Here is a 12,780-nt window from a genome sequence, read left to right as displayed (position 1 = left end):
CGCCGTTATACTGCGCATTCGTTTTTGCTACTCAATGTCATACCGCATGCCCACAGCCTTTCCTGCCTGGCAATCCCTGACGCAACATGCCCAAACCATCCGCGCCGCGCATATGCGCGACTGGTTTGCCGCGCCGGACGCCGAGGAACGGGTGCGCGCCTTCACCCTGGAAGCGGCAGGCCTGACGGTCGACTACTCAAAAAACCGCATCACCTCCGACACGCTCGCCCTGCTGCTGCAATTGGCCGATGAAGCGGGCGTGCTCACGTTGCGCGACGCCATGCTGCGCGGCGACTGCATCAACAACACCGAGCACCGCTCTGTCCTGCATGTTGCCCTGCGCGGCCGCGCAGAAGACGGCTACCGCGCCGACGGCGAACCCGTCATGCCCGAGGTGCTGCGCGTGCGCGCCCAGATGCATGACTTCGCCAACCGCGTGTACAGCGGCGCCTGGACAGGCCACTCCGGCCAGCGCATCACAGACGTTGTCAACATCGGCATTGGCGGCTCGGATCTTGGCCCCCGCATGGTGTGCCGCGCGCTCGAACACCTGGCTGTGCCACAGGTGCGCGTGCATTTCGTCTCCAACGTCGACGGCACGGATCTGGCCGAAACGCTCGACCACCTGAACCCCGACACCACGCTCGCCATCGTCTGCTCCAAGACGTTCACCACGCTTGAGACGATGGCCAACGCGCACAGCATGCGCCGCTGGTTTGTCGAGCACGGCGTGGCGGAAGATCAGCTCAAGCACCACTTCGTCGCCGTCTCCACCAACCGCGAAGCCGTCGCCCAGTTCGGCATCGACCCAGACCACATGTTTACCTTCTGGGACTGGGTGGGTGGGCGATTCTCACTGTGGTCAGCGGTGGGCCTGTCGATCGTGCTGGCGATCGGCCCGCAGCAGTTCGAAGCGATGCTCGACGGCGCGCGCGCAATGGACCGCCATTTCGCCACGGCCGCACCGCGCGAGAACCTGCCGCTCATTCTCGGGATGCTGTCGGTCTGGTATCGCGGCTTCTTCAATGCGGCGAGCGCCTGCACGGTGCCCTACTGCGCGCCGTTGGAGCTGCTGACCGATTTCATGCAGCAACTGGAGATGGAGAGCAACGGCAAGTCGGTCCAGCGCACGGGTGCCCCCATTGATACCGACACCGGCCCCATCGTCTGGGGCACGGCGGGCACAAACGGCCAGCATGCGTATTTCCAGCTGATCCACCAAGGCTCGCAGATCGTGCCGGTGGATTTCATCACCACGCTGGAGCCGGTGCGCAATCTGCCTGGCCACCATGCCAAGCTGCTCGCCAACTGCTTTGCCCAAGGCGAAGCACTGCTGCGGGGCCGCACCGCGGATGAAGTCCGCGCGGGCGGTGTGACCGACGAGGCGTTGGTGCCGCACATGGTGTTTGAAGGCAACCGCCCAAGCACGACCATCGTGATGGAGCGCCTCGATGCCGCATCATTCGGCGCGTTGATTGCCTGCGCAGAACACCGCACTTTCGTACAAGGTGCGGTGTGGAACATCAACTCGTTCGACCAGTGGGGCGTGGAGCTTGGCAAGAAGCTCGCCAAGCCGATTCAGGCAGAGTTGGAGGGCGCGCCCGCCTCGGTGGCACATGACGCATCGACGGCTGCGTTGATCCGCCGCGCCAAGACAGCGCTCTAATCGATCAAAGCTCGGTGACGGTCTCGTCGCCGACCAGATGACCCGCTTCAATGGTGAGGATGCGGTTGCAGCGCGCCGCAACCGAGCGGTCGTGCGTGACCAGCACGAGCGTGGAACCTGCACTCTGATTCAGCTCGAACATCAAGGCGATGACAGCCTCGCCGGTAGCGGTGTCTAGGCTACCCGTCGGTTCATCTGCGAAGAGGATGTCTGGCTCGGTGACAAATGCACGGGCCAGTGCCACACGCTGCTGCTCGCCACCTGACAGCGTCTTCGGATAGTGTGAAAGCCGCGCCCCCAGGCCGACACGCTCCAGCAGCGTTGTGGCGCGACGGCGCATCTCCGCAGTACTCACATCGCCCTGCAGTTCGAGCGGCAGCATCACGTTCTCCAGCGCGGTCAGATGCGGCAGCAACTGGAACGACTGAAACACGAAACCCACGTGACTGCCGCGGACGGCTGCGCGGCCATCCTCATCCAGCCCGAACAGATCGTGACCCAGCAGCTTGACCTTGCCGGCACTCGGCAAGTCCAACCCTGCCAGCAACCCAAGCAACGTCGATTTGCCCGAGCCCGACGCGCCGACGATGGCCAGCATCTCGCCCGCTTCCACACGGAAGCCAACATCGCTCAGAATAGGCAACTCACCGGTGGCATCGCGCACGGTCTTGTGCAGCGAATCGACTTCAATCACCCAGGTAGCGGAAGACGACATGATTGGACAGGTAGGTAGTAGAAGGCGCAGTTTGAAGGCACTGGCAGCGGCACTCGGCTGCACTATGGTCGGCATGCTGCCCGTCACGCAGGTGTCGGCGCAAAGCACACCCGCAGCGCATCGCGTGGTGGTGCTGGGCGATAGCCTGTCGGCGGGATACGGCCTGGCGCAAGGCACCGGCTGGGTCGCACTGCTCGACAAGCGCCTCAAAGAACGGAAGCCTGATTATAGCGTCGCCAATGCAAGCATCAGCGGCGATACCACGGCCGGTGGCCGCTCACGCCTGCCCGCTGTGCTGGCGCGCGAGAAGCCCTCCGTGGTGATCTTGGAGCTGGGCGGCAACGACGCATTGCGCGGTCTGTCACTTGCCTCCAGCGAGGCCAATCTGAAGGCGATGATCGATGCATCGCAGGCAGCGGGCGCCAGGGTGCTGCTGATCGGCATGCGCATCCCGCCCAACTATGGCCCCGACTACAGCGACCGGTTCTTCGCCATGTACGGCAAGCTGTCGCAGCAGTACAAGCTGCCACTGGTGCCCTTCCTGCTTGAAGGCGTGGCCCAACGTCCTGACTGGTTCCAAGAAGACCGCATCCACCCGATTGCCGCGGCCCAACCGACGATGCTGGATAACGTGTGGCCCAAGCTGGAGCCGCTACTCAAACAGCGCACAGGCAGTTAATCGACATCGTCGTCATCGACAAAAAAGCCCGTCGCGATGACGGGCTTTTTTCATTCAAACACGCGATCCATCAGGACCCATCGTCTGCCGTGTTGGCGGGCTTGCTGGCGTCAATCACGCTGCTGTTGATCTTCACCTTTGCACGGGCCTTCAGCGCTTCGTAGTAAGCGTTGAACTCGGTCTGGCCTGCAGCTTGCGCCAACTGCTGAGCATCGGCGGTACGGCGGGCTTCATCCACGTTGGCCGGCGGCAGCACCTTGTTGATGCGATACAGCGCATAGCCTTGGGCACCCAGGTCGACACCAATGGTGGTCGGCAGCTTCGTGGCATCGGCACGCAGGATGGCCGTGAGCGCCGGCACCGGCGTGCCCTGAGCCTGCTGACGCGACACCGTCTGCGCAGCGCCGAAGCCATCGGCACTGTTGCTCTGCTTCACCGCAGCCAACTTCTCTTCACCGGCCTTCTTGGCCAGCGCAGCCGCTTGCTCAGCAATCACCTTGGCCTTGACCTGCTCACGCACGTCGGCCAGCTTCTTGACCGTCGCCGGGCGATATTCCGCCGCACGCGCAGCCACTAGCGTCGTCGGACCAACCTGGATGGCCGCCGTATTGCGATGGTTCTTGATGACATCGTCGGCAAACAACGCCTTGAGCACCTTCTCGTTGCCGATCGGGCTGTTGGCCAGCGCCGGGTTCGGCGTGCGCGTCACGTTGTCGATGGTCTGGATTTGCAGCTTCAGCTTGTCGGCCACCGGCTTCAGGCTGTCAGACTGATCTTCAACCGCGTTAGAGAACGCGTCGGCCAGTTCGGTGTACTTCTTGTTGGCCAACTGGGTGCGCACTTCGCGTTCCAGCTCGGGCTTGACGGCTTCCAGCGGTTGCACGCCACCACCCTTCACCTCCTCAAGCTTGATGATGTGGAAACCGAAGTCGCTCTGCACGACATCGCTGATGTCGCCCGGCTGCTTGAGCGCAAACAGCGCGTTCTCGAACGGCGGAACGGTCGCGCCTTTGCCCAGGAAGCCCAGTTCACCGCCCTGCGCGGCCGAGCCCGGATCGCCCGAGTACTTCTTGGCCAGTTCGGCGAAGCTCGCCGGGTTCTTGCGCACCTCGGTCAACACTTCTTCAGCCTTCTTCTTGGCGGCGTCCTTGTCGGCAGGCTTGGCGTTGTCCGGCAGCTTGATCAGGATGTGCGCGGCGCGGCGTTCTTCCTGGGTCTTGAAGCGCGCGGCGTTCTGATCGTAGTACTCCTTGATCTGCTCGGGCGTGACCGGAATCTGCTTCATCATGTCTTCGCCCGAGAACACAACGTACTCGGCCTTGACCTGCTCTGGCACCGAAAACTCTTGCTGGTGCGCGTCGTAATAGGCCTGGATGGCCTTGTCGTCGACGTTGACCTTGGCAGCGTAGTCAGTCGGCTTGAACACCAGGGCCTGCACTTCGCGCTGCTGGTCACGTACCTGGATCAGGTGGTCCACCAGCGACTTCGGCACAAAAGCCGTCGACACGATCGACTGCGGAATTTGCTGCTGCGCGAGCTCAAAGCGCAGGTTGTTTTCCAACTGCTCCGGCGTCATGTTCTGCGCGGCCAGCAGTTGCACATAGGCTTGCTCGTCGAACGAACCATCCGGCTTGCGCAGCGCGGCCACGGCTGGGATCTGCAAAATCGTGTCGCGAACCTTGTCGTTCGAGACGTTCAGGTTGGCATGCGCGACTTCATTGGAGAGCACGCGCTGCTGAATGAGGCCGTCGAGCACATCACGACGCATCTGCGGACCTTCGAACTGGCGCGGGTCATACTGCGCGCCCAGCATCTGGCGCAGGCGATCAGTCTGCTCGCGCACGCGATTGTCGACCTCGGCGGTAGTGATGACCTTGCCGTCGACCTTGGCTGCGTCGTGCGAGCTGTCCATGAAGCTCGAATAGCTCTGCACGCCAAAAAACACGAACGAAGGGAACACCAGAATCAGCAGCACCAGAAACATCAAGCGCCGATGCGTACGTACGAATTCAAGCATGCTGAACGTAGGAGGAGAAGATGGGAAATCAGGCGATTCTATCAGGCTCGACGATCAGGCCAATGAGTCCGGCCGGCAATTCGCCCTCAATCTTCGATTAACGATGTGTCGTTGCAGCGCGGCCAATGCCTCGCGCAAAGCAAAGGCAATCTCAGGATGCGCAGCGATGCCTCCCGCGTCGAGCCTTGCGCCAAGCGCCGGCAGCGTGACGGACGCCTCCTGTACGAGATCTGCTGACATGACCAAGAGGGTCTCCTTGAGCGCTGCGTCCGCGTGCACAGCACGCGCTGATGCATTCAGTACGGCCGTCGGCTTGTGGACAAATGCTTCGCACCCTACCACCCAGTCCAACGCATTTTTCATGACACCGGTTACGCCATGCGCATACTCAGGACTGGCAATCAATACGCCGTCGGCTGCATTGAGTTGCTCCCGAAATGCCCGCACGGGTGCCGGCAATGGATATTCGGTATCGGGATTGAACAGGGGAAACTCGCCGAGACGCGCAAATGGCACGAGGGTGACGCCAACTGGCGCCAAAGCGGTGGCAGCAGCCAGCAATGCTGTGTTGATGGACGCAGCGCGCAGGCTGCCGGAGACGGTCAGAATCCGGATGGTTTTCAACACAGGGCTCCCACATCGAATGAGCGTGCCTCAGCTGCAGGATCAGAAAAGTCAAAGGCCCGAACAAGTCGGGCCTTTGCTATGTTCTGGCGGAGCGGACGGGACTCGAACCCGCGACCCCCGGCGTGACAGGCCGGTATTCTAACCGACTGAACTACCGCTCCAGATTGGGTCGGACTGCACGACGCACGGAGCGGCATTGCGAACGATGGTGGGTGCTGAGAGGCTCGAACTCCCGACCCGCGCCTTGTAAGGGCGCTGCTCTACCAACTGAGCTAAGCACCCGTTCGCATTGCCGGCACAGGCCGGACTGTCCGGCGCTCACATTCGTTGTCACCCGAATGTTTTGTGAGCACCAAAGCCCGCTAGTTTAGCGCATCTTTCAGCGCTTTGCCAGGTTTGAATTTCGCAACCTTGCCACCTTCGATTGTGATGGTGGCTCCGGTGCGCGGATTGCGGCCGTTGCGTGAAGATCGCTTGCCGACCAGGAACGTGCCAAAACCGACCAGCGTGACTGACCCGCCATCGCACAAGGCATCTTTGATGCCGCCGATCAGCGCGTCGATGGCGCGCCCCGCTGCGGCTTTTGACATGTCGGTCTGCGCCGCCACATGGTCGATGAGATCTGTCTTGTTCATCGCGCCACCTCCCCGAACACCCGCTTAGTGTGGGATTTATTAAAGTGGCCGCCAATCGACGTGTCAAGGCGAAGAGTCCAGCGCCGAACACATCAGCCGTATCGCATGCAACCCAAAGAAAAAGGGCCCGAACGATGTCGGGCCCTCTTCAACTCAAGCAAACTGTGGCATCAGTGATGCACCATCTCCTGCGCCTTGCCGTCGTCAGTCTTGGCGGCTTCAGGCGCGGGCTTGGCTTCCTCTTCCGGCAGCGGCTCGGGCTTGCGCACCAGCGCGAGTTCCAGCACCTTGTCGATCCAGCGCACCGGCTGAATCTCAATGCTGTTCTTCACGTTGTCCGGAATGTCCGTCAGATCCTTGACGTTCTCCTCCGGAATCAGCGCCAGCTTGATGCCACCGCGGTGAGCGGCCAGCAGCTTTTCCTTCAGGCCGCCGATCGGCAACACTTCGCCGCGCAGCGTGATCTCGCCAGTCATGGCCACATCGGCGCGCACGGGAATACCGGTCAGCACCGACACCAGCGCCGTCGTCATCGCAATACCTGCCGACGGGCCGTCCTTGGGCGTCGCGCCTTCGGGCACGTGGATGTGGATGTCGCGCTTCTCAAACATCTCATCCTTGATGCCCAGGCGAGCCGAGCGCGAACGCACAACGGAACGCGCAGCCTCGACCGACTCCTTCATCACGTCGCCCAGCGAACCGGTGCGGGTGATGTTGCCCTTGCCCGGCATCAGCGCAGCTTCGATGGTCAGCAGATCGCCACCCACTTCCGTCCACGCCAGACCGGTCACCTGGCCCACTTGGTCTTCCTTGCCCGCCAGGCCAAAGTCGAAGCGACGCACGCCGAGGAATTTGTCCAGGTTATCCGAATCGACCTTCACGGACGTGCCGGCTTCCTTCTTCAGCAGCAGTTGCTTGACGACCTTGCGGCAGATCTTCGAGACCTCGCGCTCCAGCGAGCGCACGCCAGCTTCCCGCGTGTAGTAGCGAATGATGTCGCGCAGCGCGCCTTCGGCCACCTCGATCTCACCTTCCTTCAGACCATTGTTCTTGATCTGCTTGGGCAGCAAGTAGCGGCGGGCGATGTTGACCTTCTCATCTTCCGTGTAGCCCGACAGGCGAATCACTTCCATCCGGTCCAGCAACGGCGCCGGAATGTTCAGCGAGTTCGATGTCGCCACGAACATCACGTCGGACAGGTCGAAGTCCACTTCGATGTAGTGGTCCTGGAACGTGTGGTTCTGTTCCGGGTCCAGCACTTCGAGCAACGCCGACGACGGGTCACCACGGAAATCCGCGCCCATCTTGTCGATCTCGTCGAGCAGGAACAGCGGGTTGCGCACGCCAACCTTCGTCAGGCTCTGCAGGATCTTGCCCGGCATCGACCCGATGTAGGTACGACGGTGACCGCGAATCTCAGCCTCGTCACGCACGCCGCCCAGCGCCATGCGCACGAACTTGCGGTTCGTCGCACGCGCCACCGACTGCCCCAGCGAAGTCTTACCGACGCCCGGCGGCCCCACGAGGCACAGGATCGGCGCCTTCAGCTTGTCAACGCGCTGTTGCACCGCGAGGTACTCAAGAATGCGTTCCTTGACCTTCTCCAGACCATAGTGGTCGGTGTCCAGCACCTGCTCGGCGTTGGACAGGTCATTGTTGACCTTGCTCTTCTTGCGCCACGGCAGGCCAACCAACGTGTCGATGTAGTTGCGCACGACCGTTGCCTCGGCCGACATCGGCGACATCAGCTTGAGCTTCTTGAACTCGGCGTCGGCCTTCTTCTTGGCCTCCTTGGGCATGCGTGCGGCCTTGATCTTCTTGTCCAACTCTTCAAGATCGGCGCCCTCTTCGCCTTCGCCCAGCTCCTTCTGGATGGCCTTGACCTGCTCGTTCAGGTAGTACTCGCGCTGACTCTTTTCCATCTGGCGCTTCACGCGGCCACGGATGCGCTTTTCCACCTGCAGGATGTCGATCTCGCCTTCCAGCTGCGACAGCAGGCTCTCCAGACGTTCAGTCACATTGAACATCTCGAGAATCTTCTGCTTCTGCTCGAGCTTGATCGGCAGATGCGCGGCGATGGTGTCAGCCAGACGACCCGGCTCGTCGATGCCCGACAGTGACGTCAGGATCTCCGGCGGGATCTTCTTGTTCAGCTTCACGTACTGATCGAACTGCGACACGATGGCGCGACGCAGCGCCTCGGTCTCGGCCGATTCAGTCGGTTCCGGGCCGACGGGCACCGCTTCGCAGAAGAAGTGCGATTCGTCGTCGGTCACGGTCAGGATATTGGCGCGTTGCGTGCCCTCAACCAGCACCTTCACGGTGCCGTCCGGCAGCTTCAGCATCTGCAGGATGTTGGCGACACAACCGACCTCGTAGAGATCCTTGTCGGTCGGCTCATCCTTGGCCGCTGTTTTCTGGGCGACCAGCATGATGCTCTTGCCCGCTTCCATCGCGGCTTCCAGCGCCTTGATGGACTTGGGGCGCCCCACGAACAGCGGAATCACCATGTGCGGAAACACCACCACGTCACGCAACGGCAACAGCGGCAGGCGAATCTGCTCAGCGGGTAAAAGTTGGGTTCCGGACATTATTTTCCCCAGAAAGTCATGTAAGGGCTAAATTGGGCGCAGTGGCGGTTTTACAAGACCGCTGCTGCAAGTCGCATGCCGGCCCGGTTTCCCGAAGCAAAAAAGCCGCTCGCGAGCGAACGGCTTCCTGCATGGGATGCATACGGCGCATCCCGGCCGGGCATTCGCGTCAGTTGGAACCTGCAACCTTGGGTTGCTCTTCGTACATCAGCAAGGGCTTGCCGTCACCGGAGATCGTACTTTCGTCGATCACCACCTTCTGCACGCCCTTGTGGTTGGGGAGGTCATACATCACATCCATCAAAGCGTGCTCGACGATGGAGCGCAGACCGCGCGCCCCCGTCTTGCGCTTGATCGCCTTGCGGGCGATCGCCGTCAGCGCGCTCGGACGGATTTCCAGCTCCACCCCTTCCATCGCCAGCAGTTTCTGATATTGCTTGACGATTGCATTCTTAGGCTCGACCAGGATTTCCATCAGGGCGGCCTCGTCGAGCTTGGCTAGTGTTGCTACCACCGGCAGACGACCGATCAGCTCAGGAATCAGACCGAACTTGATAAGGTCTTCCGGCTCCACCTGCGGCAGCACTTCATTGACGTCGCGCTCTTCCTTGCTCTGCACCTCTGCACCGAAACCGATCCCGGTCTTATCGGAGCGCTGGCGGATGATCTTTTCCAGACCATCAAAGGCACCGCCGCAAATGAACAGGATGTTGGTGGTGTCGACTTGCAGGAAGTCCTGGTTCGGATGCTTGCGGCCCCCTTGCGGCGGCACGGACGCCATCGTCCCTTCGACCAGCTTGAGCAACGCCTGCTGCACACCTTCCCCAGAAACGTCCCGCGTGATGGACGGGTTGTCAGACTTGCGCGAAATCTTATCGATTTCGTCGATGTAGACGATGCCGCGTTGGGCCTTGTCCACTTCGTAATTGCAGTTCTGCAGCAGCTTCTGAATGATGTTCTCGACGTCTTCGCCCACGTAACCGGCTTCGGTCAGCGTAGTGGCGTCAGCGATGACGAACGGCACGTTCAGGAGGCGAGCCAGCGTTTGTGCGAGCAGGGTCTTGCCCGATCCGGTCGGCCCGATGAGCAGGATGTTGCTCTTGGACAGCTCGACATCATCCTTCTTGCCGAGGTGCTTCAAGCGCTTGTAATGGTTGTAAACCGCAACCGCCAGGATCTTCTTGGCCTGCTCCTGACCAATCACATATTGGTCGAGGCTTTGGCGAATCTCATGCGGCGTGGGAAGGTCGGACTTGACCGCAAGACCACCTTCCTTTTCGGAGATGGCGGCTTCGTCCCGGATGATTTCATTGCACAGGTCGATACATTCATCGCAGATGAAGACCGAGGGGCCGGCAATCAGTTTCTTGACCTCATGCTGACTCTTGCCGCAGAACGAGCAGTACAGCAGCTTTTCGCCAGTCGAGCCTTTCTTGTCCGCCATAACGATTACCAGTAGTTCCTGGCAGCATCATACGCCAAATTATCTGGCGACGATCCGCAGGTGTTGTACAAAGCAAAAACGAGGCGCGAAGCCTCGTTTTTGACACCGCTTGACATGTTTGGTGCAGCCAACCGGTGTGCCACGGGGGTGACCCGAAACGCACCGACCACCACGCACTTCAGCGCTTGCTGATGACCTGATCGATCAGGCCGTATTCCTTGGCCTGCTCGCTGCTCATGAAATTGTCGCGATCCGTATCGCGCGCAATCTTGTCGACCGGCTGGCCAGTCGCCTCAGACAGCACCGTGTTCAGGCGTTCACGCAGGTACAGGATTTCGCGCGCCTGGATCTCGATGTCAGACGCCTGACCACGCGCACCACCCAGCGGCTGGTGAATCATGATGCGCGAGTTCGGCAGCGCCAGACGCTTGCCCTTGGCGCCAGCGGCCAGCAGGAACGCGCCCATGCTGGCTGCCATGCCCATGCACAGCGTCGATACGTCCGGCTTCACGAACTGCATCGTGTCGTACATCGCCAGACCCGACGACACCGAGCCGCCCGGCGAGTTGATGTACAGCGAGATGTCCTTGTCCGGATTCTCGCTTTCCAGGAACAACAGCTGTGCCACCACGAGGTTGGCAGTCTGGTCGTTGACCTCGCCTACCATGAAGATCACGCGCTCCTTGAGCAGGCGCGAGTAGATATCGTAGGCGCGTTCGCCGCGGCCCGACTGCTCGACCACCATCGGCACCAGACCGAGCCCCTGCGTTTCGAGCGCAGAAGCCTGGGTACGGGCAAGTTGGTCGATCAGTTCATTGCGGATCATGCGGTTCTCCGGTGCGTGGATCTATCGAATCAGCCTTGCGCCGGGGTGGCGGTCAGCTCTTCGAACGACACAGCCTTGTCAGTAACCTTGGCCTTGTCGCACACAAAATTTACCACGTTGTTTTCGAGCACGTAGGCTTCCATTTCAGCCAGGCGCTGTTGGTCACCGTAGTACCAGCGGATGACTTCCTTCGGATCTTCGTAGCTCTTGGCGAACTCTTCGATCTCGGCCTTGATCTGCTCCGGCTTGGCTTCCAGGTTGTTGGCCTTGACGACTTCAGCCAGCACCAGACCCAGCTTCACGCGGCGCTCAGCCTGTTGCGTGAACATTTCAGCCGGGATCGGCATGTTCTTGGCATTCGGCATGCCGCGTTGCTCGAGGTCACGACGGGCCATTTCCACCAGACGCTCTTGGTCTTGTTCGACCAGCGACTTCGGCACGTCCAGCTCTGCCACCTTCAGCAGCGCTTCCATGACTTGGTCCTTGAGCAGCGCGTGTGTGCGGCGCTTGACTTCACGCTCGAGGTTTTCGCGGATGTCGGCGCGCATCTTGTCGAGGTTGCCATCGGCGATGCCCAGCGATTGTGCGAAGGCTTCGTTGACTTCCGGCAGGTGTGCCCACTCGACTTGCTTGAGCGTCACGGTGAATTCAGCCGTCTTACCGGCCACGTCCTTGCCGTGGTAGTCCTCGGGGAAGGCCAGCGGGAACACCTTCGACTCGCCTTGCTTCAGGCCCAGCGTGGCTTGTTCGAACTCGGGCAGCATGCGGCCTTCGCCCAGCACGAAGCTGAAACCTTCAGCCTTGCCGCCGGCAAATTCCACGCCGTCGATCGTGCCAACGAAGTCGACCGTCACGCGGTCGCCGTTTTGTGCAACGGCAGCGCCGCCGTCACCGTGCTCACCAGCCTCGCCACGCGGGTGGTAGTGCACACGCTGCTTGCGCAGAATGTCGAGGGTCTTGTCGATTTCCGCGTCGGTGATCTCGGTCTTGGTACGGGTCAGTTCCGCGCCGGCCAGATCGCCCAGCTTGACTTCCGGATACACCTCGAAGGTGGCATCGAATGCGACTTGGTCGTCGGCCACGCCTTCGGTCTTCAGCTCGAAGCGCGGTTGGCCGGCAACCTTCACGCCTTGCTCATTGGTGATGTCGAAGAACTGACGGGCAGCCTTGTCGTAGCGGACTTCGAATTCAACTTGTTGGCCGTATTGCTTCTCGACCATCTTCATCGGGACCTTGCCCGGACGGAAGCCCGACATCTTGACGGTCTTGGACAGACGCGCCAGACGGCTTTGCTTCTCTTGCTCCACTTCGGCCTTCGGGACAGCCAGGGTCACTTTGCGATCAAGCTTGCCGAGGTTTTCGATAGTCGACATGGTCGTAATTCCAGATTCAGATGAAAGTTGCGTCGAACGGCGCAGCGCCAGCAGCAGCCGTGGTTCAAAGTTCTTGGTGTTGCCGGGCTTGCGCGGATGCGACGCGAGGGCCGCTCAGGTGACACTTCGGCGGCTTAAACGGGTGCAACAGGCGCGTTCGGGCTGGCAAACGCAAAACGCATATTATGGCATGGAACGCTCGCCGGC

10 protein-coding genes and 2 tRNA genes are annotated in these 12,780 nt (G+C 61.0%); 2 read left to right on the top strand and 10 right to left on the bottom strand.

Annotated features, from left to right (window positions below; all coding sequences use genetic code 11):
- Positions 1-46: 46 nt before the first annotated feature.
- A complete protein-coding gene (gene pgi / locus F7R11_RS09990; protein ID WP_064806291.1) occupies positions 47-1,666 on the top strand; it encodes a glucose-6-phosphate isomerase in 1,620 nt (539 codons plus the stop codon).
- Positions 1,667-1,670: 4 nt separating this feature from the next.
- On the opposite strand, the gene F7R11_RS09985 is transcribed toward pgi, so the two are convergent.
- Entirely contained in the window at positions 1,671-2,381 is a 711-nt protein-coding gene (locus tag F7R11_RS09985) for an ABC transporter ATP-binding protein (protein WP_021194567.1), read from the bottom strand.
- Positions 2,382-2,445: 64 nt separating this feature from the next.
- Here F7R11_RS09985 and F7R11_RS09980 point away from each other — a divergent pair, with 64 nt between their 5' ends.
- The gene (locus tag F7R11_RS09980) at positions 2,446-3,060 is read left to right on the top strand and encodes an arylesterase (RefSeq protein WP_064803154.1); all 615 of its coding nucleotides are present in this window, start codon (positions 2,446-2,448) and stop codon (positions 3,058-3,060) included.
- Between the two features lie 70 nt (positions 3,061-3,130).
- Here the strand turns inward: F7R11_RS09980 and F7R11_RS09975 are convergent, their stop codons facing one another.
- From F7R11_RS09975 to tig, 9 genes are all read right to left on the bottom strand, one after another.
- Positions 3,131-5,077, bottom strand: a complete 1,947-nt coding sequence (locus F7R11_RS09975) for a SurA N-terminal domain-containing protein (RefSeq protein ID WP_064803153.1) — start codon at positions 5,075-5,077, stop codon at positions 3,131-3,133.
- A gap of 54 nt (positions 5,078-5,131) precedes the next feature.
- The gene (locus tag F7R11_RS09970) at positions 5,132-5,701 is read right to left on the bottom strand and encodes an NADPH-dependent FMN reductase (protein ID WP_231973187.1); all 570 of its coding nucleotides are present in this window, start codon (positions 5,699-5,701) and stop codon (positions 5,132-5,134) included.
- 87 nt (positions 5,702-5,788) lie between these two features.
- Positions 5,789-5,865, bottom strand: a tRNA-Asp gene (locus F7R11_RS09965).
- Between the two features lie 45 nt (positions 5,866-5,910).
- Positions 5,911-5,986 (bottom strand) — tRNA-Val (locus F7R11_RS09960).
- An 80-nt stretch (positions 5,987-6,066) separates the two neighbouring features.
- A complete protein-coding gene (locus F7R11_RS09955) occupies positions 6,067-6,339 on the bottom strand; it encodes an HU family DNA-binding protein (protein WP_021194571.1) in 273 nt (90 codons plus the stop codon).
- Positions 6,340-6,509: 170 nt separating this feature from the next.
- Complete coding sequence (gene lon, locus F7R11_RS09950) at positions 6,510-8,930, bottom strand: endopeptidase La (RefSeq protein WP_021194572.1); 2,421 nt, start codon at positions 8,928-8,930, stop codon at positions 6,510-6,512.
- 169 nt (positions 8,931-9,099) lie between these two features.
- Complete coding sequence (gene clpX, locus F7R11_RS09945) at positions 9,100-10,374, bottom strand: ATP-dependent Clp protease ATP-binding subunit ClpX (RefSeq protein ID WP_021194573.1); 1,275 nt, start codon at positions 10,372-10,374, stop codon at positions 9,100-9,102.
- A 178-nt stretch (positions 10,375-10,552) separates the two neighbouring features.
- Positions 10,553-11,200, bottom strand: coding sequence for an ATP-dependent Clp endopeptidase proteolytic subunit ClpP (gene clpP, locus F7R11_RS09940; protein WP_048932465.1), 648 nt, complete (start codon positions 11,198-11,200; stop codon positions 10,553-10,555).
- Positions 11,201-11,229: 29 nt separating this feature from the next.
- Positions 11,230-12,573 carry a trigger factor gene (gene tig / locus F7R11_RS09935; RefSeq protein WP_064803149.1) on the bottom strand — a complete coding sequence of 448 codons (1,344 nt, stop codon included), beginning with the start codon at positions 12,571-12,573 and terminating at the stop codon, positions 11,230-11,232.
- Positions 12,574-12,780 lie beyond the last annotated feature (207 nt).

This window comes from Ralstonia insidiosa (assembly GCF_008801405.1).
Classification (GTDB): domain Bacteria; phylum Pseudomonadota; class Gammaproteobacteria; order Burkholderiales; family Burkholderiaceae; genus Ralstonia; species Ralstonia insidiosa.
Note: the sequence above shows the minus strand (reverse complement) of the source record. Positions and strands in the feature narration are given on the sequence as shown.

Bases quoted from the DNA above. Each gene is read 5' to 3' on its own strand.
- F7R11_RS09980 (WP_064803154.1), top strand. From the start codon at position 2,446: ATGGTCGGCATGCTGCCCGTCACGCAGGTGTCGGCGCAAAGCACACCC.
- clpP (WP_048932465.1), bottom strand. From the start codon at position 11,200: ATGATCCGCAATGAACTGATCGACCAACTTGCCCGTACCCAGGCTTCT.
- pgi (WP_064806291.1), top strand. From the start codon at position 47: ATGCCCACAGCCTTTCCTGCCTGGCAATCCCTGACGCAACATGCCCAA.
- F7R11_RS09955 (WP_021194571.1), bottom strand. From the start codon at position 6,339: ATGAACAAGACAGATCTCATCGACCATGTGGCGGCGCAGACCGACATG.
- F7R11_RS09975 (WP_064803153.1), bottom strand. From the start codon at position 5,077: ATGCTTGAATTCGTACGTACGCATCGGCGCTTGATGTTTCTGGTGCTG.
- lon (WP_021194572.1), bottom strand. From the start codon at position 8,930: ATGTCCGGAACCCAACTTTTACCCGCTGAGCAGATTCGCCTGCCGCTG.
- tig (WP_064803149.1), bottom strand. From the start codon at position 12,573: ATGTCGACTATCGAAAACCTCGGCAAGCTTGATCGCAAAGTGACCCTG.
- F7R11_RS09985 (WP_021194567.1), bottom strand. From the start codon at position 2,381: ATGTCGTCTTCCGCTACCTGGGTGATTGAAGTCGATTCGCTGCACAAG.
- clpX (WP_021194573.1), bottom strand. From the start codon at position 10,374: ATGGCGGACAAGAAAGGCTCGACTGGCGAAAAGCTGCTGTACTGCTCG.